Origin of the sequence: Nocardioides sp. (assembly GCF_031397825.1) — a bacterium.
Classification (GTDB): domain Bacteria; phylum Actinomycetota; class Actinomycetes; order Propionibacteriales; family Nocardioidaceae; genus Nocardioides.
This window is the reverse complement of the sequence record NZ_JANNML010000117.1, coordinates 1-22300: the sequence shown is the minus strand read 5'-3', so window position 1 is coordinate 22300 and position 22300 is coordinate 1. Positions and strand designations below refer to the sequence as shown.

The window sequence follows — 22300 nt, the reverse complement described above, 5'->3', positions numbered from 1 at the left end:
GGCTCAGGCGGTGAGCTGGACGTCGACCTGGCGCAGGGGTCGGTAGATCTCGACGGTCATGGCCGTGGTGCGACACGTGCACGCCGGGCTCGCTCCGACCGGCAGGGGTGGGGCGTGGGAGTCGTGGATGTGCCCGGTGGGAGTGGTGATCTCCACGTGATGTCGCGCCGGCCACGCCGAACGGGTGCGGTGGCGCCAGCCGGGTGACTCCTTGGCGTAGTTGCAGGCCTCGCAGAGCCCCTGACCCCCGTCGAGGGTCGTGGCGCCGCCGCGGGCCCGCGGAGTGACGTGGCCGCCGTGACGCACCGGGGCGTCGCACCACGGAGTGCGGCAGGTCTCGCCATCGCGCGCGAAGAGCAGTCGGCGCAGCCGCGAGGTGAACATGACGCCCTTCGAGTCCATCGCGACCAGGGTGCCGTCGTCGGGGTGGGCGAAGAGGCGCCGGATCAGCACGTGGGCGTCCTCGTCGGCGAGGAGCTCGGTGGCGACGCCGTGCGGGATCGGCCCGTGACCGACCAGGTGGGGCGGGGAGGTGTCCTCGGCGCCGAGCAAGGTGGCTGCGTCCATGACGAGCTGGACCTCGACGTTGCGCGCCGTGGACGTGACGGGACGGACCAGCCGCTGCACGAGCTCGTCGGCGAGGACCTGGTCACGGCCGCGATCGTCACCGATCGAACGGCGCAGGTCGGCGTGCTCGCTTAGGGAGTCCCAGACGAGCACGGCGTCCTCGGCCGGGACCTCGGCGCTGATCCGGGCCATCGCATGAGGAAGGGCACGCATCGTGACCCGTCGGCGGGAGCGGGCGCGACGGGACCGCTGGTCGGCCCCGGAGCCGTCGAGCTCGCAGGCCAGGCGGCGTGCGGCGACGGTGAGCTCGCGCTCGCCGAGCGACGGCGTCGAGCCGGCGAGGCCCGCGTCGAGGGCCAGCCGGTCCTCGCGCGGGAGATCGGCGGACTCGCGGGCGATGATCATCGCGCGGCGCTCGTCGATGTCACCTCGCTCCAGCGCGGCCAGGGTCTCGGGGAGGTCGTGGACCAGGGCCAGCGCGAGCGCGAGGTGCTCCCGGCCGTGGTGGGGCGACTCGCGGCGGGCCTGCGCCACCTCGTGGGCCACCCCGCGTCCGCGGCGCGCCGTCGGGACCTTCCGCTCAACGTCGCGGGCGACCCGGCGGGCGTGGAGCTCGGCCGTCAGACGGGCCTTCGCTGCTGCCGCCGCGCTCGTCCGCCGCTCCAGGGCCTCGAGCTGGTCCACCAGACAGCGGTCGTCGGCGGCGAGGGCCGCGTCGACCGGCAGGCCGGAGCGATCGGTGGGTGCGGCCGCGCACCCCACCGCTCCAGCCAGTGCCGAGATATCGAACATACGTTTGATTATATGTCAATTCCCCCTCAGGGTCAACGCTTCAGCTCAACCTGTTGCTGCAACGAACCTCGCGTCGAGGGTTCGTGCTGGAGGCGGCCACTCGCCGCTCCTCCACCGTCAACCGTGCTCCAGCCATGACCGCATGGCCTCTCACCCACCACAGTTGCAACCACCACTTCAGTGCCCCACGTCTCTGCCGGTCCGAGAGCTGTGAGCGTGATACCAAGTCCGTTGAGATGCCGTCACTCGAGGAGACGTCACCATGGGCACACCTGCACGCGGCCGAGGCGAGGGTCGTGGAGAACACGGCCGACGCCACCTTCGCTTTCTTCGTGTGCACCGTCGAGCCGGAGCGGACCGGCGCGCTCGGCGTCGGGGGCCGCGACATCCTCGCCGACGTCTGTGCGGACCGGACACCGCTGGCGGACGACACCGTCCTGGACACCGGCTCGACGCTCTCCCAGCAGCTGGTCCTGCTCGTCACCGCGTCACGACCGGGCGTCGTCCGCACCGACGGCGTCGACTTGACCTACTCCCACGGCCTTCAGCGCGGCACCCAGACCATCGGCACCGACCTGCGCATCAAGACCGGCCCGTAGCCGCCGCCGGGACCAGCTCACCCGCGTGCACCTCGGTGACGCATCCTGTGGCCGTGATGTGATGACCGTCATGAGCACGGACCACCCCCTGGGCATCGACTTCGGCGGCTCCGGCATCAAGGGGGCACCGGTCGACCTCGAGACCGGCGACTTCGCGGCCGAGCGCGAGCGCATCGCGACCCCGCAGCCCTCGACCCCCGCGGCCGTCGCCGAGGTCTTCGCCGAGCTCCTCGGCCGCTTCCCGGACCACACCGGCCCGGTGGGAGTGACCGTCCCCGGCGTCGTACGACGAGGGGTCGTCGGGAGCGCCGCCAACATCGACGACGCCTGGATCGGCGCGGACGCCGACCAGCTGTTCTCCGCCGCCACGGGTCGCGACGTGCACGTGCTCAACGACGCCGATGCAGCGGGGATCGCCGAGGTGCGCTTCGGGGCGGCCCGCAACCAGCGCGGCCTCGTCATCCTCACGACCCTCGGCACGGGCATCGGCTCCGCGCTGGTGCACGACGGCGTCCTGGTCCCCAACTCCGAGCTCGGGCACCTCGAGATCGACAGCCACGTCGCCGAGCACCGCGCAGCCAACAGCGCCCGCGAGAGCGAGGACCTGAGCATGCAGGAGTGGGCCGAGCGGTTGACCACCTACTACCGCGTGCTCGAGCGGCTCTTCTCCCCCGACCTGATCGTCGTCGGCGGCGGGGTCAGCAAGCACGCCGCGACGTTCCTGCCGATGATCGACATCGAGACGCCGATCATCCCGGCCCTGCTGCGCAACAAGGCCGGCATCATCGGCGCCGCGCTCTACGCCCGCGAGGGTCGCTTCTAGCCGCACCCCCGCCGACGCGGTGCATGATGGCGCCATGGCCGAATCCCGCGCAGGCACCGTCGCCCAGCCCCAGGACCTCGTGGACGTCGCACACCTGGTGACGGCGTACTACACCCAGACGCCGGACCCCGAGGACGTCGACCAGCAGGTCGCCTTCGGCACCAGCGGGCACCGCGGCACCAGCCTGAGGACGTCGTTCAACGAGCACCACATCCTGGCGACGACCCAGGCGATCTGCGACTACCGCAAGGAGCAGGGCTACGACGGCCCGCTCTTCATCGGCCGCGACACCCACGGGCTCTCCGAGCCGGCCTGGGCCACGGCGCTGGAGGTCCTCGCCGCCAACGACGTGACGGTCCTCGTCGACGCCGACGACCGTTTCACCCCCACGCCCGCGGTCTCCCACGCGATCCTGCGCGCCAACCTCGGCAAGTCGCTGTCACGCTCGGGGGCGGGCTCGGCCGGGCTGGCCGACGGCATCGTCGTCACCCCCTCGCACAACCCGCCGAGCGACGGCGGCTTCAAGTACAACCCGCCCCACGGCGGCCCCGCCGACTCCGACGCGACCTCGGTGATCGCGGCGCGCGCCAACGCGCTGATCGCGGCCGGCCTCGACGGCGTACGACGTGTCCCCTTCGCCCGTGCCCGGGCCGCGGCGTCCTCCTACGACTTCCTCGGCACCTACGTCGACGACCTCCCGCACGTGGTGGACCTCGACGCGATCCGCGAGGCCGGCGTGCGGATCGGCGCCGACCCGCTGGGCGGGGCGAGCGTGGACTACTGGGCAGCGGTCGCCGAGCGGCACCGCCTCGACCACACCGTCGTCAACCCGCTGGTCGACCCGACGTGGCGCTTCATGACCCTCGACTGGGACGAGAAGATCCGGATGGACTGCTCCTCCCCCAACGCCATGGCGTCGCTGATCGCCCGCAAGGACGCCTTCGACATCGCCACGGGCAACGACGCCGACTCCGACCGCCACGGCATCGTCACCCCCGACGGCGGCCTGATGAACCCCAACCACTTCCTGGCCGTCGCGATCGGCTACCTCTTCGGCGGCGCCCGCCCCGGCTGGCCCGACAGCGCCCGCATCGGCAAGACGCTGGTCTCCTCCTCCATGATCGACCGCGTCGCTGCGTCGCTGGGCAAGCCGATGGTGGAGGTGCCGGTCGGCTTCAAGTGGTTCGTTCCCGGCCTGATCGACGGGTCGTTCGGCTTCGGCGGCGAGGAGTCGGCCGGCGCGTCGTTCCTGCGCACCGACGGCACCACGTGGACGACCGACAAGGACGGGATCATCCTGGCCCTGCTGGCCTCGGAGATCCTGGCGCGCACCGGCCGCACCCCCAGCCAGCACTACACCGACCTGGTCGCCGAGCACGGGGACCCGGCCTACGCCCGCATCGACGCCCCCGCCGACCGCGCCCAGAAGGCCAAGCTGGCCGCCCTCTCGCCCGACGACGTCAGCGCCACCACGCTCGCCGGCGAGGAGATCACCGCCAAGCTCACCGAGGCCCCCGGCAACGGCGCCACGATCGGCGGCCTCAAGGTCACCACCGCCTCCGCCTGGTTCGCCGCGCGGCCCTCCGGCACCGAGGACGTCTACAAGATCTATGCCGAGTCGTTCCAGGGGCCCGAGCACCTCGCCCGGGTGCAGGACGAAGCCCGCGTGGTCGTCTCGGCCGCTCTCGGATGAGGCGCGGAACCATCGTCGCCCTCGGGGGCGGCGGCTTCTCGATGGAGCCCGACAACCCCCTGCTCGACGACCACGTGCTCTCGTTGGCCACCCGCCGCCGAGGCGCGGACGGGCTGCCCCGGGTCTGCTTCGTCCCGACGGCGAGCGGTGACGCGGAGAGCTACGTCGACCGCTTCCTCGCCGCCTTCGAGGGACGCGCCGAGACCAGCACGCTGCAGCTCTTCCACCTCGAGGACCTCGACCACGTCGACCTGCGCTCCTTCGTCCTCGACCAGGACGTGATCTACGTCGGCGGCGGCAGCACCGCCAACCTGCTGGCCCTGTGGCGCCTGCACGGCCTCGACGAGATCCTCGCCGAGGCGGCGGAGGCCGGCGTCGTCCTCGCCGGCATCAGCGCCGGCATGAACTGCTGGTTCGAGTCGTCCGTCACCGACTCCTTCGGTCCCCTCGCCCCGCTCCACGACGGCCTCGGCCTCCTCACCGGCTCCGCCTGCCCGCACTTCGACGGCGAGGCCGAGCGTCGCCCGACGTACGTCGACCTCGTCACCACCGGCTCCCTCCCCGCCGGCGTCGCGGCCGACGACGGCTGCGCCCTGGTCTTCCGCGACGGCGAGCTCCACGAGGCCGTCTCGTCTCGCCCGGGCGCCGGCGCCTGGCGCGTCCACCTCACGGGCGAGACCCCGATCGACGTGCGCTACCTGGGGTGACCTGCCTGACGCCCGACGTCATGGTCCATACTTCTGACGCGTCAGGCTCGTCAGAGGCTGGCTCCGCGGACGTGGTGTAGTTGCAGCACGCTTCCCTTCCAGGGAAGGGGTCGAGGTTCAAATCCTCGCGTCCGCTCCACCAGCAGCGGATACTCGCCAAGTGCTTCGTCATCTGTGGTGGGTCCTCGGCCTCGCGCTCGTGCTCGGCGGCGTCGCCGTCGTGCTGTCCTCCCAGACGTCCTCGAGCGACGTCGGCTGGTTCGCCTACACGCCGCCGAGCGAGGGCGCCGACTGGCAGATGGGGTGGGGCGACACGCTGAGCGGCACCTCGGCCATGGTCGTGTCGCGATGGCAGCTGATGGGCGGTGCCGTGACGGCGGCGGGTCTGGTCGTGCTCGCCGGGGGGCTCGGCTTCCGGCTCGGACGACGCCGCAACGCGCCTCGCGAGTCCTGAGACGAGCGCCCCAGCCACACTGATCCGGTGTTCCTCCTCGTCCCGAGCCCGCTGCTGGGCCCCGCTACGTGGCGGGGCGTGGAGCGATGGCTGAGCCAGCAGGCCCACGAGGCGCAGACAGTCGACCTCGGCGCGCGGAGCCGCACGCCGGACGGAGTCCTCACCGCCGTGGCAGCAGCGGCCGGCGACCGCGAGGTGGTGCTGGTGCCGCACAGCAACGCCGGGCTCTATGCTCCCCACCTCGCCACACTGGTCGACGTCCGGGCCACGGTCTACGTCGACGCGGCGCTGCCGGGACCGGCGAGCGAGGAGGAGACACCCCTGGCGCCGCCGGCGTTCCTCGACCTCCTGCGCACGCTGGCGGACGAGGACGGAGTGCTGCCGCCGTGGACGCAGTGGTGGGACGACGTCGCCGACCTCTTCCCCGACGAGGCGACGCGAGCAGCGATCGAGGCCGAGCAGCAGCGGCTGCCCCTGGACTACTTCACCAGCCTCGTCCCGACCCCGAGGGACTGGCGGGAGCGAGGGGCGGCATACCTCGCGTTCGGCGACACCTACGCCGAGGAGCGTGACCTCGCGATCCGGGCGGGCTGGCCGACGAGGACCATCGCGGGGGGCCACCTGCACCAGCTGCACGACCCCGCGGGGGTCGGTCGGGCGATCGTGGACCTCGCGGAGGAGCTCGAGCACCCGGCTCCGTAGCCCGGCGACGTCAGCCCGCCGGTAGCGTCACGACGAAGGTCGTGCCGACGCCGCGCTGCGAGCGCACCTCGACCCGGCCGGCGTGACGCTCGACGATCGTGGCGACGATGGCGAGGCCCAGGCCGGTGCCGGGCTCGCGGAGCGCCTCGGGGTTGGTGGTGCGGAAGAACGGGTGGAAGAGGCCGATCTGGTCCTCGTCGGAGATGCCGAGGCCGTCGTCGGCGACCTGGAGGACCGCATCGGTGCCGCGACGACAGGCGGAGACGGTGACGGTGCCGCCTGCGGCGGTGTACTTCACGGCGTTGCTGACGAGGTTGCCCACGAGGCGGTCGAGCTCGCCGGCGTCGCCGGGCACCACGAGGCCGCCGGGCTCGAGCTCGAGCCGCAGGCTGAGGGCCTTGGCCACGGCCGTGGAGGCGACCAGCTCGACGATGTCGCCGACGACCTCGCACAGGTCGACGTCGACGAGGTCCATCGGGTGCAGCGGGTGGCTGACGCGGGCGAGCAGGAGGAGGTCGTCGACGACCTTCTGCATGCGTGTCGTGCCACGGTTCATCGCGTCGCGGTAGCGCACGCCCGACCCGTCGAGGTCGAGGTCGGCCATGAGCTCGAGGTTGCCGGCGATGACCGCGAGCGGCGTGCGCAGCTCGTGGGAGAGCGTGGAGATCAGCTGGCGGCGGTAGTCGTCGAGCGCCTGGAGCTCCCGCACCACCGAACGCTCCCGCTCCAAGGCCCGCGCGGTCATCAGCGCGGCGCCGAGATCGTGGCCGATCGGCAGCGCCGAGTCCACCTCGTCGGAGGACCACGGCGGGTCCGTGGCACGGCGGGTCAGCACCAGGAAGCCCAGGCACTCCGCCCCCACGCCCAGCGGGATGCCGAGTGCGCGGGCCAGCCCGAGATCGGCCAGCTGCTGCCGCGCGACGTCGTGCAACCGGTCGTCGATCGTCGGCTCGTCCGCGCTGAGCTCCAGGACCTGCTGGTGGGCCCAGAGCCGCGGAGCCAGCCGGTGGGCGAGCTCCACCATGCGACCCGTCAGCTCGATGGTCGTCCCGTCGTGGGCGCGGGCCCGGCCACGGTCGTGGCCCTCCGGGTCGAGCACCTGGATCCAGGAGCCGCTCGCCCCGAAGCCCTCGACCAGCGGGCCGTGGGTGTGGTCCAGGACCGCCTCGAGCGAGGCCTGGGCCGGCATCGAGGCCGAGCGGATCAGCCGGCGGGCCGACTCGGCGTGCGCGACGCGGCGCACGAGCTCCTCGCGCTCGAAGGCGGTGAGCACGGCACGCTCGGCCTGCGCGGCATAGCGCTCGAGCAGGCGTCGCCGTGGCTCGTCGGGCCGTAGCCCGGAGACCGGCCGGTCGACCGAGAGCACGCCCACCAGCCGCCCGTCGTCGTCGGTCAGCAGCGCCATCAGCACGTCGTGCGGCCGCCAGGCGTCGGGGCCGTGCGGTACTCCTCGGGCCCGGTGTAGGCGACGGTCGCGAGCTGGTCGTCGACCACCACCGAGAGCGCCGCCACCTCGAAGCCGATCAGCTCCGCGACCGACTCCACCATCAGCTGCAGCACGGCGCGCGCCGACGAGTCGGACCAGCCCTCATGCCCTGCGACCGCCATGGCCCCCGCCCCCTCGGCTCCCAGGGGGATTGTGCGCCATGCAGCGGCTCAGCGTCGGAGGATCTCCCGGAACGACGCGCTCGACCAGCCGTCCGCCGACCCGGCGGGCAGCGGCGGCAGGTTGCGCCCGCCGTGGACCACCTCGCCGGAGGCGTCGGAGTAGCTCAGCCAGGTCTGCGTGCGCACCCGGCCGCGACCGGGCACGGAGTAGTCGCAGACGCCGTCGGGGAAGACCGCCTGGAGCTGCTCCCACTGGGCGTCGGTGAGAGGCAGCAGCAGGAAGTCGAAAGTGCTGCGCTCGAGCGGCATCAGGCGACAGGCGAGACGGTCGTTGAAGACGTCGTCCCCTGCCATCTCGCGCGGCGTGCTGAGGCGCAGCTGCAGTGACTCGGGCAGCGCGCAGTCGACCTCGTCCTCCTCACCGGCGACGTCGCCGACCCCCGGCACGTTGGAGCAGCGGTCGGTGAGGTCGGCGGGCTTGTCCTGGACGATCTTGCGCGCCAGGGGGACCGTACGGCGGTCCCGCTCCACCGCACGCAGCCACCGGTCCATCTCGGTCAGGGCCTCGTTGGCCCAACCGGGGTCGCCGATCAGCGGCGCGGCGCCGAACCACATGACCCGGTTGTCGGTGTGGCCCTGGTCGCGCATCAGGCGCTCCTCGGTCCAGAACGCGTGGGCGTAGTCGTGCGCGATGCCCGGGTCGGGCCCGCCGAAGTTGATGATCGCGACGTCGTCGAGGTTCTCCGCCTCGTTGACCAGCCCGGTGCGGTAGGCCCGTCGGATCGACGCGTCGTCACCCTGGGTGCGCCCGGCGATCGGCTGCGAGTCGACGTCGAGCCCGCCGAACTTCTCGTTGAGGTCGAGGAACTGGGCCGCGGTGATCCGGCCGGCCTTCAACGTCTCGAGTCCGAAGAGGATGCCCTTGTTGGCGAAGGGCACCCCCGCGAACCCACGGCCCGCGGCCTTCTCCTGCGGCGTCCAGACCGAGCGGGGCCGCAGGCCGATCGCGTTCTGCATGATGTCGAGCACCGAGCAGCGCACCCCGCCGGGGTTGGTCTCGGAGTCGTAGCGCGTCGCGCGGTTGCCGGCCACCGGCTCCTTCGTGCCGGGGCACGGGGTCTCGGGGTCGAGCGCCGCCTTGAAGAGGCCCTCGTCGGCGACGACGGAGTTGACGATGGAGATGTGCCCCTCGACGTCGGCCATCTGGGTCGGCGACCACACCACGCCCGGCGCCCAGCCGCTCGGGTCCTCGAAGTAGCGCCGCATCAGGTGGTAGTCGGCGAACTGCGCGCCGGCCGACAACGTGTCGGGGTAGGAGCAGGTCGTGATCAGCCCCTGGTAGATGCCCGGGTAGGCGTTGGCCACCGTGTGCTGGGCGATCGAGCCACCCGAGCAGCCGGTGCCGATCGTGTAGCGGATCAGCCCGTAGCGCTCGACGAACCGCTCCTTGGCCATCATCAGCGACTCGGCCTGCATCGCGACGTTGCAGTTGTGCCCGGTGTTGTCGAGGGCGGTCGAGATGACCGAGAAGCCCAGCCCGAGCGCGGTCACGTAGCTCTGCGTGATGCCCGGGGTGTCGGCCGGGATGGTGCCGGAGTAGTCCTCCAGCGGCGGCTCGCCGGGCGCGTAGGCCGCGCCGCAGTTGCCACCGTGGGTCATCAGCACCTTGTGGTTGAACTGCGGTTGGGGCGCCCACGGGGCCCACGGCTTCCCGAGCTGCACCAGGGTGAGGATCGTGTAGCGGTCGCGGTCCTGGAAGCCGTCCTCACGGCGTACGACGAACGGGACGGTGACGCCGGTGTCCGTCGTCGTGGTCGCCACGTCGCTCGGCGGGTCCTCCCGGTCGTAGGGCTGGAGTCCGCCCTTGCTGGGGTCGGAGGACTGGTAGAGCAGGGAGTACGACGCCGGCTCGTTGCACTGCGCGTCGCGCGCGGTGGCCTGGCACTCGTAGGGGCCCAGCTGCGGGCCGGAGAAGATCGGCCCGCCGGCGGGGTGATTGGTGATCGTCACGCTCGTGGAGAACCCGCCGGCACGCGCGGTCAGCACGTTGCGGCCGATCTTCAGCCCCGTCACGATCCCCTCGAAGCGGCCGTTGGGCCGCAGGGCGAAACGCCTCGTGACGTCGCGCTGGCCCAGGCTGACCCGGATCGCGCGCAGCTGCACGCCCTTCGCCGGCGCCACCGCCACCCGCGCGTCGCCCTCGGAGACCAGGTCGGCGCGGTTGGACAGCACCTTGATCATCAGGGCCGGCCGCTGGCGCTGCTCTGATGTAGGTGCGGCAGGTGCGGCAGGTGCCGCGGGCGGCGCGGCCGGGGCCGACGGGATGGGGGCGAGCGCGACGAGCGGGAGGAGCAGGGTCGCTCCGAGGGCGACCAGACGACGTGACATGCGAAGACCTCCTGAGGGTTTCTCAGGAGGTCTAACGCGTGACTGCCGTCACAGACACGGCCGAGTCGGCGCACGTCGATCAGGCGGCGGCGATCTTCGCCCTGCGAGCCTGCTGGGTCAGCCGGGCCTGGGCGGCGCGACGGACCTTGGGGCCCTTGGTGGTCATGGCCCAGAGCAGCTTGAGCTGCTGCGGGGCGTTCTTGACCGTGGTCTGCGACAGGAAGTCGTTGGGCAGCGAGAGCCGGACGACCTTGTGCCAGGCGCTGGCGACCTGCTGCGGCAGCGGGGCCATGTGGTAGCTCAGGCCGTAGCGCTGGAAGACGTCCTGCACCTGCGGGGCGATCTCGGCGTAGCGGTTGCTGGGCAGGTCGGGGAAGAGGTGGTGCTCGATCTGGTGCGACAGGTTGCCGGTCATGAAGTGCATGGCCTTGGAGCCGGAGATGTTGGCCGAGCCGAGCATCTGGCGCAGGTACCAGTCGCCGCGGGTCTCGCCCTCGATCGAGGTGCGCTCGAAGGTCTCGACGCCCTCGGGGAAGTGGCCGCACATGATGACCGAGTGGGTCCACAGGTTGCGGACCAGGTTGGCGGTGAAGTTGGCCGCCAGGGTCGGGAGCAGCGAGCCGGTCGGCAGCGACATCAGCGGGTGGACGACGTAGTCCTTGGTCGCCTGGGCGCGGATCTTCTTGAGGGTCTGCTGGTAGCGGGCCTTGAACTCCGGGCTCTGGCGACGCTTCTCGCTGGCGAGGTTCTTGCCGAGCTCGAGGTCGTAGGCCGCGATGCCGTACTCGAAGAAGCAGGCGTTGATGAAGTTCCACAGCGGCTGGGCGAGGTACATCGGGATCCAGCGCTGGTCCTCGTCGACGCGCATGATGCCGTAGCCGAGGTCGTTGTCCTTGCCGACGACGTTGGTGTAGGTGTGGTGCAGCTCGTTGTGCGAGTGCTTCCACTGCTCGGCCGGCGAGGCGTTGTCCCACTCCCAGGTGGTCGAGTGGATCTTGGGGTCACGCATCCAGTCCCACTGGCCGTGCATGACGTTGTGCCCGATCTCCATGTTCTCGATGATCTTGGCGACGCTCAGGCCCGCGGTGCCGAGCACCCAGGCCGGCGGGAAGACGCTGGCGAGCAGGACCGCGCGGCTGGCGAGCTCGAGCTTGCGCTGGGCGTCGATGACCTTGCGGATGTAGGCCGCGTCGGCCTCGCCGCGGGTGTCGAGGATCGACTGGCGGATCGCGTCGAGCTCGACGCCGATGCGCTCGATCTCCTCGGGTGTCAGGTGGGCCACCGGGTTGGTGGACTCGGACTTCTTCTGGATGACGGTCATGTCGATCTCCTCAGCGTTCGATCGGGTGGGTGGTCGATCGGATGGGTCAGTGGTCGATGTGGCAGGCGCCGGCAGCGGCGCTGATGCAGGTCTGGATGGCGACACCGTCGCCGGGTGCCGCGACGGTGATCTCTCCGTTGCGCAGGTCGCGCACGGCGCCCTCGCGCAGCGGCAGCACGCAGCCGAAGCAGACGCCCATGCGGCAGCCGCTGGGCATCAGGACGCCACCGGCCTCGGCGGCGTCGAGGATCGGGGTGGAGCCGTCGCCCTCGACGGTGATGCCGGACTTCGCGAAGGTCACCGAGCCGCCGCTCTGCCCATCCTTGGCGGTCGCGACGACCGCGCTGCGGAAGCGCTCGATGTGGAGCGGCAGCTCACGCTCGGTGTGGTGAGCCTCGAGGGCGTCGAGCAGGCCCACCGGGCCGCAGGCGTACGTCGTACGGCCGGCGAGGTCGGGCACGATCTGGTCGAGGTCGGCGACGTCGAGCATCCCGTCGGTGTCGGTGTGCAGCTCGACCAGGCGCAGCCGGCCCTCCGCCGCGTAGCGTCGCAGCTCCTCGCCGAAGATCACCTCGGAGCGCGAGAGCGCCGAGTGCAGCAGGACGATGTCGGTGGGCAGCGGGGCCGCCTTGGAGAAGAGGTTGCGCAGCATGCCGATCACGGGCGTGACGCCCGAACCGGCGGTGACGAGCAGCAGCTTGTCGGGCATCGGGTCGCTGAGCACGAAGTCGCCCTCGGCCTGGCCGAGGTGGAGCAGCTGACCGGCCTCGGCGTGACGGACCAGGTGGTTGGACACCTTGCCGTCCGGGATCGCCTTGACGGTGATCGAGATGCACCGGTCGGCGCGGGGGCCGTGGGTCAACGAGTAGGTGCGCCACAGTCGGACGCCGTCGACGTCGGCACCGACGCGGAGGTACTGCCCCGGCAGGTGGCCGGCCCAGTCCTTGCCCGGCTTGATCAGGATCGTCGCGGAGTCGGCGGTCTCGGCGGTGACCGAGACGATCCGGCCGCGCAGGTCGGCGCCCGAGCGCAGCGGGTCGAAGATGTCGAGGACGTCGGCCGGCACCAGGGGCGTCACGGCCGCCTCGGCGACCCGCACCAGGCGGTCCCGCAGCGAGCGGGAGCGGGGCGTGTCGGCGCCACCGGAGGTGCGCATCAGGGCAACGGAGGTCATGACACTTACTCTCCTGCACGGCCAGAGGTAAAGTCCTGACCACCTGACGTGAAGATTCACGTCACATTTGTTCGTAGGAGACAAAAAATGATTCCTGACGCCGCGATCGCCGAGATCCGCGTCCACCTGCCGGCGGTCGCCGACGAGGTCGTGGCGGCCATCATCGCCGAGGTCCCCAGCTATGACGACGCGTTCAGCGGCCCCATGGGCGAGACCATCCGCACCGCGGTGCAGATCGCGCTCGGCGGCTTCCTGTCGCTGGCCGGCGGCAGCCTGGGGGCCGACCCGCGCACCCCGGCCGCGCCGGCGGTCGAGGGCGCCTACCAGCTGGGCCGCGGCGAGGCCCGCAGCGGACGCTCGACCGACGCCCTCCTCTCGGCGTACCGGATCGGGGCTCGCGTCTCCTGGCGCGAGATGTCGATGCACGCCGTGCAGAGCGGGTTGTCGGCCGAGACGCTGGTCTCCTTCGCCGAGCTGGTCTTCGCCTACATCGACGAGCTGTCCGCCTCCAGCGTCGCGGGCCACACCGACGAGCTCGCCACCTCGGGCCGCGTGCGGCAGCGCCTGCTCGAGCGGATCTCGCACCACCTGCTCGCCGGCTCGCCCCAGGAGACCGTGCGCAACGCCGCCGAGCGTGCCGGGTGGCCGGCGCCGACGACCCTGACCGCGATCATCCTGACCGAGTCGCAGGTGCGCCCCGTGCTGGCCGAGGTCTCCCCGCAGACCCTCCAGGCCGAGGGACCGGACCTCGACGACGCCGCCCTCCTCCTGGTCCCCGACGCGCACGGTCGCCGCCGCACCGCGCTCCTGCGGACGTTGCAGGGCCGGGGCGCGGTAGCGGGGCCCGCGCGGCCGTGGCTGGAGGCGAGGGCGTCCTACGAGCGGGCGCTGCGCACGCGCACGCTGGGTCTCGACGGCGACACCGACGCCCACCTGGTGCAGCTGGTCCTCACCGCCGACGGTGACGCGCTGAGCGACCTCCGCACCCAGGCTCTGCTCCCCCTCGCTGAGCTGCGACCGGCGGTCGCGGAGAAGCTCACCGAGACGCTGCGCGCGTGGCTGCTGCACCAGGGTCGCCGCGAGGACGTCGCCGAGGCGCTCTTCGTGCACCCGCAGACCGTGCGCTATCGGATGGGTCAGCTGCGCGAGCTCTACGGCGAGCGGCTCGACGACCCCGAGACCGTGCTGGCCCTCACGGTGGCCCTCGGCGCCCCTGATCGCTGATGCGGGTCGGCCGATTCGGGGCGTCTGGCCTCGTCTCGTACCGTTGAGGACATGCTGTCGTCCCGCGCCCTACGAGCGCGCCTGCTCGCAGGTGCTCTCCTCCCCGTCGTGCTCCTGCTCTCCTCCTGCCAGAGCGGTGACGCCTCACCGGGGGCCGAGGAGACGCCGCAGTCGAGCCCGTCGGTGGAGGGGACCCCCTCGGAGGAGCCCACCGAGGACACGGGTGAGGCGCCCGCCGAGAACCTGTACGTCGCCCTCGGCGACTCCTTCGTCTCCGCCCCGCTGGTGCCGACGACCGACATGAGCACGGGCTGCCTGCGCTCCACCAACAACTACCCCCAGCAGGTGGTCTCCGAGCTCGACGACTACGACCTCGTCGACGTCAGCTGCTCGGGCGCCACCAGCACCTCGATGATCGGGGTGCAGATCACCGGCGACACCCAGCAGCTCCCGCAGTTCGACTCACTGACGCCCGACGCCGACCTGGTCACGCTCGGCATCGGCGGCAACGACTTCAACCTGTTCTCCGGGCTGATGTTCACCTGCCTGCAGGCCGCCCAGCAGGACCCGCAGGGCTCGCCCTGCAAGGACGCCAACACCGCGGGAGGCCGCGACAAGCTGCTCGAGAGCGCGCGCAAGATCCAGGACCGGGTCGAGGCCATCACGCTCGGCATCCAGGACCGCGCCCCCGACGCCCGGGTGATCGTCGTCAACTACCCGCAGTTCGTGCCGTCGCAGGGCACCTGCCCCGACCGGCTGCCGCTGGCCACCGGCGACTACCCCTACGCGCTGTCGATCAACAAGGCGCTCTCCGACGCGGTGAGCGCCGGAGGGGAGGCCGCGGGCGCCGAGGTGATCGACGCCTACACCGCCAGCAAGGGCCACGACATCTGCTCCGACGAGCCGTGGGTCAACGGCATCGAGACGCAGGCCAACGCCGCGCTGGCGCTGCACCCGTTCCTCGCCGAGCAGACCGCCGTCGCCGAGATGATCCTCGAGATCCTCTGACGTCGCTCAGAGCGCGTCGTACTGGGTGCAACCCGCCACGACGGTGAGCGCGACCGGCATGCTGCGCAGCGCACGGGCGATGTCGAGGCTGTCCTCGCCGGGAGCCAGCGGGTCGCGGTCGAGCAGCACCAGGTCGGCGCGGGAGCCGACGCCGACGGTCGGCTGACCGTCGACGGAGGCGCGCAGGGCCTCCTGCGGCGTCAACGCCTGCTCGGCGTGCCAGGGCTCGCGCTCGTCGTCGCCGCGGTGCACCGCGGCGGCGATCGCCAACCACGGGTCGAGGGGTGCGACGGGGGCGTCCGAGCCGAGCACGAGCGGCACGCCCTCGTCGAGCATCCAGCGGAAGGCGAAGCAGCGGTCGGTCCACGCCGGCCAGATCTGCTCGGTGAGGTCGCGGTCGTCCAGGAGGTGAGCGGGCTGCACGCTGGCGCGGACGTTGACCCCGGCCATCCGGCGTACGTCGGCACGGGTGACGAGCTGGGCGTGCTCGATGGTGCCGTGGGCGCCGGTCGCCGCATAGACGTCGAGCGCGTCGCGCACCGCCGCGTCGCCGATCGCGTGGGTCGCGACCTCGAGCCCGTTGCCCCAGGCCCGCTCCACGAGACGGTGCAGCTCCTCGGGGGTCTGGTTGGCCGCCCCCATCTCGCCCCCGGCATAGCTCTCGCAGCACCAGGCCGTGCGGGTGTTGAGCGAGCCGTCGCTGATGATCTTGAGCGGCCCCATCGTCAGCCGGTCGTCGCCCACGAAGAGGCGGTCGCCGGTGCGCAGGCCCATGTCGATGACCTCCTCGAGGCGATCGGCATACATCGCGACGCGGATCCGCAGGATGTCGCAGCCCTCGGTCCAGCGCGCGATCCAGTCGTGGGGCCCGCCGCCGAACTCGAAGTCGACCGTGCCGACGACGCCCTTCTCGGCGGCACGGTGCAGCGCGTTGCGGTAGCCGGCGGGCGAGATCCCGTCGTTGCCGACCAGCCCGGGGAGGCCGTCGTAGGCCGCGAACCACTCGTTCTCGTAGATGTTGTCGTCGCGCACCTCGAGCCCCAGCGCCCGCTGCGCCCAGCTGCTCAGCCAGGCGTGGTGGGCATCGCCCGCGATCAGGACCACCGGCACGAGCCCGGCGACCCGGTCGAGCTCGTCGACGGTCGGCTGGCGGTCCCACACGGCGGGGCGGTGGCCGAAGCCGACCAGCGGCTGCCCCGGGTGCTCGGCCAACCACGCGGCGACCAGGTCGAGGGCCGCTTCGGGCGAGTCGGTGCCGCTGAGGTCGAGCCGGGTCGACGTCAGCGCCCACTGACCGAGGTGGGTGTGCTGGTCCCAGAGGCCGGGGATCATCCAGCGCCCGGCCGCGTCGACCTCCTCGACACCCTCGGGTCGCGGGAGGTCCTGCCCGACGGCGACGACGACGCCGCCCTCGAGGAGGACGTCGACAGGGTGGTCGGTCGTCTGGCCAGGGGTCACCGGCACCAGCCGGGCATCGCGGATCAGCACTCCCACCACGCTAGCGGCTGACCGCGCGCCGTCGTACGCCGGCAGCTACGGTGCTGGCTATGAACGTGCGGTTGCTCGGGGTCGCGCTGGTGCTCGCCCTGGTCGGGCTCGCCGGCGGCTGGGCGATCGGCCGTGGCGGCGAGGGCCCCCCGGCCGCGATCCGCGCCGCCGACCCGGTGGCCGGTGAGTCGCCCACCTTCCCCAGCGACCCGGTGGTCGACGTCCTGCCCGACCCGGACACCCCGGCCCTCGAGCCGGCGCTGGACCTGCACGACGAGCGGATGGGCTCGAAGGCCTTCGGGGTGCTTCTCCCTGTGCCCGACGGGTGGGTGCGCAACGACCGGCTGCTCGAGGAGACCTCCTGGGCGCCCGCAGGTGCCCCGCTCAACACGTTCCTCCTGCGGGTCAAGATCATCAGCGGGCAGCGCCTCACCGTCGCCCAGGCGCTGGCCGACCGTCGCGACACCCTGGAGTCGGTGGTGACCGACTTCGAGCTCGAGTCGCAGACCGCCGACACGTTCGTCGCGTCCTACGTCTACGACAACTACCGCCGACTCACCATGGAGCGCTTCCTCTCGCTCGACGGGAGCCCGAGCGCGGAGGACCAGGCCTACGTCACGATCGTCGCGATCGGCCGCGAGCGTGACCGGATCGGCCTCACCGACCTGCTCGAGCGGGTCAGCGCCGGCGCGGTGCGGTCGAGCTCCTCGGGCGCCGGCTAGAAGCCATGGGTCTCGACGCTGTCGAGCACCCGGTTGGCGGTGGCCCGGTCACCGCTGCGGACCTGCACCCACAGCAGCCGGTTGGCGGCGACCTGCACCACCCGCTCGATGGTGACCCCGCCGGGGCAGTCGGTGTGCACGACCGTGGTCGACGGGTCGCCGCTGGACTCGCTGACCGGGTCCTCGACCTCCTCGCACTCGGGGTGCTGGGGCAGCAGCGTCGGCAGCGCCTCGCCCGGGAAGAGCCCGAGGAAGACGCCCTGGGAGCGTGACTCGACCGCGGTCCAGGTCGCGCTGGTGCCGACCGACAGGGCCGGGTAGGCGCCGTCGGGGTCGTTGGGCGGGGCCCAGCCACCGTCGGCCACCGCGCCTTCCCACGCGTCGGGCACCATCACCGACACCGTGCCCGAGGCGTCGCTGACCTCGACGTCGGCCGGCGTGCCCAGCCGGCCGAGCACCAGCCCCGCGCCCGCACCGAGCGCGAGGGCGAGCCCACCCACGACCACGGCGGGCCAGCGCCGGCGGCGACGCACCGGCAGCGGCGCCGGCGAGGGCCGCACCCCCGGCATCGTCAGCTGCGGGTCGAGGGGCAGCCACGGCTCGGCGATCTGGCCCTCGGGGGCCACGTCGTCGCCGAAGGCGTCGGCCAGCGCGGCGGCGAAGCCGGTGACCGACGCGAACCGCTCGCCGCGCTCGAGCGCCAGGGCTCGTCGTACGACGTGGTCGACGGCGGTGGGCACGGGACGCTCCGGCGTCGACAGGGGCGGCACCTCGCCCGGGGAGGCGGCGGCGGTCAGGTCCGCGTGTGTGTACGGCGGGCGTCCGGTGATCAGCAGGTAGGCGAGGACGCCCAGGGAGTACTGGTCGGCGCGGGCATCGAGCGGCTCGGCCTGGGCCTGCTCGGGCGCGACGAACGACGGCGTGCCGGCGATCATCGTCAACCGCGACGACATGTCGAGAGCCTTGCCGAGCCCGAGGTCCCCCACCATCGCGCGCAGGTCGTGGTCGACGGTGCGGAACAGGACGTTGGCCGGCTTGACGTCGCGGTGCAGGATGTCGCGGTCGTGCAGCGCCTGGAGGCCCGCCGCCACCTGCCGCACAACCTCCAGCGCCTGCCGCGTGGTGAGCCCCTCGACCTCGAGCCGGTCGGCGAGCGTGCCCTGGTCGGCATAGGTCATGACCAGGTAGGGCCGACCGTCCTCCAGCGTGCCGGCGTCGTAGACGGTCACCACGTGCGGCGACTCGACCCGGCGCAGGTAGCGCCCCTCCTCGAGGAAGCGCTGCATGACGTGGTGGTCCTCGGTCCAGTTGTCGGCGAGGACCTTCACCGCGACCGGGGAGTCGAGCTGCTCGTCGTAGGCCAGCCACACCGTGGCGAACCCGCCCGCGCCGATGCGACGTCTGACGACGTAGCGACCGATCCGGCTGGGCATGGACACCGCTGCATTATGTTCGACTCATCCGGGGGCGGCATGGGTAGGAGGGTGGGCATGACGACCGAGGGGCTCACGCCCGACGAGACCGACGAGCTGGCACGCCGTGCGCGTGACGGCGATCGTGGCGCGCTCGAGACCCTGCTGAGCGCCGTACGGCCCCGCACCCTCAACGTCTGCCGGGGCGTCCTGCCGCACTCCTCCGACGCCGAGGACGCCTGCCAGGAGGCGCTGCTCAACGTCGCGACCAAGATCGGCCAGTGGGGCGGGCGCGGGCGCTTCACCACCTGGCTGCACGTCGTCGCGGTCAACTCCGCGCGCACGACCTACCGCCGGCTGAAGAACCAGGCCGTCGCCACCGACACCCCGCAGCTCGAGCGACCCGATCCCCGCACCACCAGCGTCATCGCCGGCACCCGCCTGGACCTGCTCGAGGCGATGGAGACGATCGAGCGCGAGCATCCGCAGCTCGTCGAGCCACTGCTGTTGCGCGACGTCTACGGCATGTCCTACGAGGAGATCGCCCAGCAGGTCGGCGCCCCCCTCGGCACGATCAAGGCCCAGATCCACCACGGCCGCAAGCTGGTCCGCCCCCTGCTGAGAGGCACCCCGTGAGGAACCCCGCGCGCCACACCCTGTCGGTCCTCGCCTGCGCCGGCGCGCTCGTCCTGACGGGGTGCAGCGGCGACGCCGAGCCGGCACCCGGAGCAGCCCCCTCGGAACCCGTCACCCCGGAGGCTGCACCTGACTACGACGTCGCGCTGAGCGAGCCGGTGGAGGACTCGGTCTACCCCGACGTCGGCGACCCGTCGGTCGACGCGTTGCACTACGACCTGGACCTCACCTGGGACCCGGACGCGCGCGTCCTGACGGGTGAGCAGGAGCTGACCTTCCGCGCGACCACCACGGGCGACACCTTCCAGCTCGACCTGGGCGAGCCGCTCGAGGTCACCGAGGTGACGTTCGACGGGGAGACGGTCGACTTCGAGCACGTCGGCAAGGACCTGGTCGTGACCGCGCCGGTGACGGCCGACGAGCGTTACGTGCTCGGCGTCGACTACGCCGGCACCCCCGAGGCCGTGCCCGCACCGACCATGCGCGGCGACTTCAGCGACACCGGCTTCACGATCACCGACACCGGCGAGACCTGGACGATGCAGGAGCCCTTCGGTGCCTACACCTGGTATGCCGTCAACGACCAGCCCGCCGACAAGGCGCTCTACGACGTCGAGCTGTCCGTGCCCTCACCCTGGGTGGGCGTGGCCAACGGCGAGCTGACCGACCGCGACGACGAGGACGGTGTCACGACGACGACCTGGCACCTGGCCGAGCCGGCGGCGTCCTACCTCACGACCGTCGCCTTCGGGGACTTCGAGATGACCGAGGACGTCTCGCCCAGCGGTGTCCCGATCACCTACTGGGTCCAGCCCGACGCGCCGGCTCACGTGATGCCCGGGCTGCGCACCACGCCGGCCGCGATCGCGTGGCTGGAGGAGAAGCTCGGGCCCTACCCGTTCGACACGTTCGGCACGGTGGTCGTCGACTCCGACAGCGGCATGGAGACCCAGACGATGGTGACGCTGGGCGACACCGACTACACGACCTCGCCCGCGGTGGTGCTGCACGAGCTCGCGCACCAGTGGTACGGCGACACGGTCACGCCCGACGACTGGCGCGACGTCTGGATGAACGAGGGCATGGCGATGTACCTCCAGGGCATGTGGCAGGCCGACCAGGACCGCCGTCCCGTCGACGCTGTCATGGACGAGTGGGCGCGCTTCGAGGACGAGGAGCGCGCTCTCGCCGGCCCGCCCGCCGACTACGACCCGCAGTCCTTCGGCTCCGGCAACATCTACTACGGCCCGGCGCTGATGTGGCACGAGCTGCGCCAGAGGATCGGTGACGACGAGTTCTTCCGCATCATGCGGGCCTGGCCGGAGGAGCGCACCAACACCAACGCGGGCCGCGACGACTACCTGCCGTGGCTCGAGGAGCAGACCGGCAGGGAGCTGTCGGCGTTCTTCGACGCGTGGTTGCTGGGGAAGCGGACTCCTCCCCGCGGCTGATCCGCTGGCCTAGGTTGGGTGCCATGCGGATCCTGGTGCTCGGCGGCACGGTCTTCCTGTCCCACGAGACCGCGGCCGAGGCCGTACGACGGGGGCACGACGTCGTCTGTGCCGCCCGGGGCTCCTCGGGGTCGGTGCCCGACGGTGCGCGGCTGGTGGTGTGGGACCGCGACCTGCCGGCGCCGCCCGCCGAGCTGCTCGCGGAGCCCTTCGACGCGGTCGTCGACGTCGCCCGCCACCCCGCACGCGTGCGGTCGGCCGTGGCCGCCTTCCCCAGCGCCCACTGGGTCTTCGTCTCCACGATCAACGTCTACCCCGACGAGTCGACACCCGGCCTGACCCCTGCCACGGGCATGCTGCGCCAGCCGCTCCACGACGACGTCGACCTGGCCGTCGACCCTGGGGCCTACGGCCCGATGAAGGTGGGCTGCGAGGAGATCGTCCGCGCAGGTGCGGCGTCGGCCATGGTGGTGCGACCGGGGCTGATCGTCGGTCCCGGCGACCCGACCGGTCGCTTCACCTACTGGCCCGCCCGGCTCGCCGACATCGCGGCCGGGGAGCCGGTGCTGGCGCCCGGGTCACCCGACGACCGCGTGCAGGTCATCGACGTGCGCGACCTCGCGACCTGGATCGTCGACGGCGTGGAGAGCGGGCTGGCCGGGGACTTCGACGGGGTCGGGCCGGTCATGCCGATCGACTCCCTGCTGGCCGCGGTAGCAGCCGGGCTCGGCGCCGAGCCGTCGTGGACCTGGGTCGACCAGGACGTCCTCGCCGCGCACGAGGTGGAGCCGTGGTCGGGTCCGGGGTCGTTGCCGCTCTGGCTCCCGCGTCCGTCGTACGACGGCATGCTGGCGCACGACCCGACCCCGTCGTTCGCGGCGGGGCTGGCGACGCGGCCGGTCGCGGAGACAGCGCGCGACACGCTCACGTGGCTGCGCGCCACCCCGGACGCGGTGGTGTCCGGGATGACGCGCGAGCGGGAGGCCAAGGTGCTCGGCCTCAGCCGAACAGGGCAGACCCCTTGACCACCGTCTCGTAGACGCCCCACACCAGCGGCAGCCCCACCAGCAGCCAGGCGACCGGCAGCAGGACCGAGGTGGGTGCCGGCGCATCGTTGCCGTCGACCTCCGCGGGGGCGGGGGCGTCGTCGGTCGTGCGGGACCCCGCCTGCTCGGGCTCGTGGAACTTCGCGTCCACCGGGCGCACCATCAGGTTGGCGAGCAGACCCACGACGAGCACGCCGACCATCGTGAAGAGCGCGGGGCGGTAGTCGGCCGCGACCAGCTGCGACGGGTCGCCCTGCCGGTCGAGGATGCCGTTGACGATCAGCGGGCCGGCGACACCGGCCGCCGCCCACGCGGTGAGTAGGCGACCGTGGATCGCGCCGACCTGGAAGGGACCGAAGAGGTCGCGCAGGTAGGCCGGGACGGTCGCGAAACCGCCGCCGTAGAAGCTGATGATCAACCCGGCGAGGATCACGAAGACCACCGTGCTCGTCGTGCCGACGGTCGCGAGGAGCAGGTAGAGCCCG

General features: G+C 72.1%; 20 protein-coding genes, 1 tRNA gene and 1 pseudogene. 13 read left to right on the top strand and 9 right to left on the bottom strand.

The features are described 5' to 3' along the window. Positions 1–3 precede the first annotated feature (3 nt). Positions 4–1359, bottom strand: coding sequence for a DUF222 domain-containing protein (locus tag RMN98_RS10185; protein WP_309648700.1), 1356 nt, complete (start codon positions 1357–1359; stop codon positions 4–6). Positions 1360–1655: 296 nt separating this feature from the next. Between RMN98_RS10185 and RMN98_RS10180 the strand changes: the two genes are divergently transcribed. The 7 genes from RMN98_RS10180 (at position 1656) to RMN98_RS10150 (ending at position 6337) form a co-directional block, all read left to right on the top strand. Continuing rightward, positions 1656–1958 carry a hypothetical protein gene (locus RMN98_RS10180; RefSeq protein ID WP_309648699.1) on the top strand — a complete coding sequence of 101 codons (303 nt, stop codon included), beginning with the start codon at positions 1656–1658 and terminating at the stop codon, positions 1956–1958. Between the two features lie 70 nt (positions 1959–2028). Next, positions 2029–2781, top strand: a complete 753-nt coding sequence (ppgK, locus tag RMN98_RS10175; RefSeq protein WP_309648698.1) for a polyphosphate--glucose phosphotransferase — start codon at positions 2029–2031, stop codon at positions 2779–2781. A 34-nt stretch (positions 2782–2815) separates the two neighbouring features. Further along, positions 2816–4474, top strand: a complete 1659-nt coding sequence (gene pgm / locus RMN98_RS10170) for a phosphoglucomutase (alpha-D-glucose-1,6-bisphosphate-dependent) (protein WP_309648697.1) — start codon at positions 2816–2818, stop codon at positions 4472–4474. Beyond that, entirely contained in the window at positions 4471–5181 is a 711-nt protein-coding gene (locus tag RMN98_RS10165) for a peptidase E (protein WP_309648696.1), read from the top strand. Before pgm ends, RMN98_RS10165 begins: the two co-directional genes overlap by 4 nt. A gap of 65 nt (positions 5182–5246) precedes the next feature. Continuing rightward, positions 5247–5320 (top strand) — tRNA-Gly (locus tag RMN98_RS10160). Positions 5321–5341: 21 nt separating this feature from the next. Further along, positions 5342–5635, top strand: a complete 294-nt coding sequence (locus RMN98_RS10155) for a hypothetical protein (protein WP_309648695.1) — start codon at positions 5342–5344, stop codon at positions 5633–5635. Positions 5636–5662: 27 nt separating this feature from the next. Further along, positions 5663–6337: a hypothetical protein gene (locus tag RMN98_RS10150; RefSeq protein WP_309648694.1), complete on the top strand. Its 675-nt coding sequence runs from the start codon at positions 5663–5665 to the stop codon at positions 6335–6337. Positions 6338–6347: 10 nt separating this feature from the next. On the opposite strand, the gene RMN98_RS10145 is transcribed toward RMN98_RS10150, so the two are convergent. The 5 genes from RMN98_RS10145 to RMN98_RS10125 form a co-directional block, all read right to left on the bottom strand. Beyond that, positions 6348–7742, bottom strand: a complete 1395-nt coding sequence (locus tag RMN98_RS10145) for a GAF domain-containing sensor histidine kinase (RefSeq protein ID WP_309648693.1) — start codon at positions 7740–7742, stop codon at positions 6348–6350. Further along, positions 7742–7945 (bottom strand): hypothetical protein, encoded by a 204-nt coding sequence (locus RMN98_RS10140; protein ID WP_309648692.1) that lies wholly within the window; start codon positions 7943–7945, stop codon positions 7742–7744. Before RMN98_RS10140 ends, RMN98_RS10145 begins: the two co-directional genes overlap by 1 nt. 48 nt (positions 7946–7993) lie before the next feature. Next, positions 7994–10333 carry a DUF6351 family protein gene (locus tag RMN98_RS10135; protein WP_309648691.1) on the bottom strand — a complete coding sequence of 780 codons (2340 nt, stop codon included), beginning with the start codon at positions 10331–10333 and terminating at the stop codon, positions 7994–7996. Between the two features lie 79 nt (positions 10334–10412). Next, on the bottom strand, positions 10413–11654 hold the full coding sequence (locus RMN98_RS10130; RefSeq protein ID WP_309648690.1) for an acyl-CoA desaturase: 1242 nt from the start codon (positions 11652–11654) through the stop codon (positions 10413–10415). A gap of 46 nt (positions 11655–11700) precedes the next feature. Next, positions 11701–12828: a ferredoxin reductase gene (locus tag RMN98_RS10125; protein ID WP_309648689.1), complete on the bottom strand. Its 1128-nt coding sequence runs from the start codon at positions 12826–12828 to the stop codon at positions 11701–11703. 87 nt (positions 12829–12915) lie between these two features. On the opposite strand from RMN98_RS10125, the gene RMN98_RS10120 reads away from it, so the two are divergent. After that, the gene (locus RMN98_RS10120; RefSeq protein ID WP_309648688.1) at positions 12916–14052 is read left to right on the top strand and encodes a helix-turn-helix domain-containing protein; all 1137 of its coding nucleotides are present in this window, start codon (positions 12916–12918) and stop codon (positions 14050–14052) included. 51 nt (positions 14053–14103) lie between these two features. Then, complete coding sequence (locus RMN98_RS10115) at positions 14104–15060, top strand: SGNH/GDSL hydrolase family protein (RefSeq protein WP_309648687.1); 957 nt, start codon at positions 14104–14106, stop codon at positions 15058–15060. A gap of 6 nt (positions 15061–15066) precedes the next feature. Here RMN98_RS10115 and RMN98_RS10110 read toward each other — a convergent pair whose 3' ends face one another. Beyond that, positions 15067–16548, bottom strand: a complete 1482-nt coding sequence (locus RMN98_RS10110; RefSeq protein ID WP_309648686.1) for an amidohydrolase — start codon at positions 16546–16548, stop codon at positions 15067–15069. Between the two features lie 59 nt (positions 16549–16607). Here RMN98_RS10110 and RMN98_RS10105 point away from each other — a divergent pair, with 59 nt between their 5' ends. Then, the gene (locus tag RMN98_RS10105; protein ID WP_309648685.1) at positions 16608–17270 is read left to right on the top strand and encodes a hypothetical protein; all 663 of its coding nucleotides are present in this window, start codon (positions 16608–16610) and stop codon (positions 17268–17270) included. Here RMN98_RS10105 and RMN98_RS10100 read toward each other — a convergent pair. Continuing rightward, on the bottom strand, positions 17267–18703 hold the full coding sequence (locus tag RMN98_RS10100) for a serine/threonine-protein kinase (RefSeq protein ID WP_309648738.1): 1437 nt from the start codon (positions 18701–18703) through the stop codon (positions 17267–17269). The two genes, RMN98_RS10105 and RMN98_RS10100, sit on opposite strands and share 4 nt — an antisense overlap. Before the next feature lie 57 nt (positions 18704–18760). Here RMN98_RS10100 and RMN98_RS10095 point away from each other — a divergent pair, with 57 nt between their 5' ends. Genes RMN98_RS10095 through RMN98_RS10085 form a run of 3 tightly spaced genes read left to right on the top strand, consistent with a single transcriptional unit; the run spans position 18761 to position 21794 of the window. Further along, positions 18761–19318 (top strand): RNA polymerase sigma factor, encoded by a 558-nt coding sequence (locus tag RMN98_RS10095; protein WP_309648684.1) that lies wholly within the window; start codon positions 18761–18763, stop codon positions 19316–19318. After that, on the top strand, positions 19315–20769 hold the full coding sequence (locus tag RMN98_RS10090; protein ID WP_309648683.1) for a M1 family metallopeptidase: 1455 nt from the start codon (positions 19315–19317) through the stop codon (positions 20767–20769). The genes RMN98_RS10095 and RMN98_RS10090 overlap by 4 nt, the downstream gene beginning before the upstream one ends. A gap of 23 nt (positions 20770–20792) precedes the next feature. Continuing rightward, positions 20793–21794, top strand: a complete 1002-nt coding sequence (locus tag RMN98_RS10085) for an NAD-dependent epimerase/dehydratase family protein (RefSeq protein WP_309648682.1) — start codon at positions 20793–20795, stop codon at positions 21792–21794. On the opposite strand, the pseudogene RMN98_RS10080 reads toward RMN98_RS10085, so the two are convergent. Beyond that, a pseudogene (locus tag RMN98_RS10080) lies at positions 21769–22300 on the bottom strand (hypothetical protein); the annotation flags it as partial. The gene RMN98_RS10085 and the pseudogene RMN98_RS10080 overlap by 26 nt on opposite strands.

What these genes read in the sequence shown, in the direction of transcription:
- RMN98_RS10185 (WP_309648700.1), bottom strand. Translation starts at nt 1,359, where the DNA reads ATGTTCGATATCTCGGCACTGGCTGGAGCGGTGGGGTGCGCGGCCGCA.
- ppgK (WP_309648698.1), top strand. Translation starts at nt 2,029, where the DNA reads ATGAGCACGGACCACCCCCTGGGCATCGACTTCGGCGGCTCCGGCATC.
- pgm (WP_309648697.1), top strand. Translation starts at nt 2,816, where the DNA reads ATGGCCGAATCCCGCGCAGGCACCGTCGCCCAGCCCCAGGACCTCGTG.
- RMN98_RS10165 (WP_309648696.1), top strand. Translation starts at nt 4,471, where the DNA reads ATGAGGCGCGGAACCATCGTCGCCCTCGGGGGCGGCGGCTTCTCGATG.
- RMN98_RS10145 (WP_309648693.1), bottom strand. Translation starts at nt 7,742, where the DNA reads ATGGCGCTGCTGACCGACGACGACGGGCGGCTGGTGGGCGTGCTCTCG.
- RMN98_RS10140 (WP_309648692.1), bottom strand. Translation starts at nt 7,945, where the DNA reads ATGGCGGTCGCAGGGCATGAGGGCTGGTCCGACTCGTCGGCGCGCGCC.
- RMN98_RS10135 (WP_309648691.1), bottom strand. Translation starts at nt 10,333, where the DNA reads ATGTCACGTCGTCTGGTCGCCCTCGGAGCGACCCTGCTCCTCCCGCTC.
- RMN98_RS10130 (WP_309648690.1), bottom strand. Translation starts at nt 11,654, where the DNA reads ATGACCGTCATCCAGAAGAAGTCCGAGTCCACCAACCCGGTGGCCCAC.
- RMN98_RS10125 (WP_309648689.1), bottom strand. Translation starts at nt 12,828, where the DNA reads ATGACCTCCGTTGCCCTGATGCGCACCTCCGGTGGCGCCGACACGCCC.
- RMN98_RS10120 (WP_309648688.1), top strand. Translation starts at nt 12,916, where the DNA reads ATGATTCCTGACGCCGCGATCGCCGAGATCCGCGTCCACCTGCCGGCG.
- RMN98_RS10115 (WP_309648687.1), top strand. Translation starts at nt 14,104, where the DNA reads ATGCTGTCGTCCCGCGCCCTACGAGCGCGCCTGCTCGCAGGTGCTCTC.
- RMN98_RS10105 (WP_309648685.1), top strand. Translation starts at nt 16,608, where the DNA reads ATGAACGTGCGGTTGCTCGGGGTCGCGCTGGTGCTCGCCCTGGTCGGG.
- RMN98_RS10100 (WP_309648738.1), bottom strand. Translation starts at nt 18,703, where the DNA reads ATGCCCAGCCGGATCGGTCGCTACGTCGTCAGACGTCGCATCGGCGCG.
- RMN98_RS10095 (WP_309648684.1), top strand. Translation starts at nt 18,761, where the DNA reads ATGACGACCGAGGGGCTCACGCCCGACGAGACCGACGAGCTGGCACGC.
- RMN98_RS10085 (WP_309648682.1), top strand. Translation starts at nt 20,793, where the DNA reads ATGCGGATCCTGGTGCTCGGCGGCACGGTCTTCCTGTCCCACGAGACC.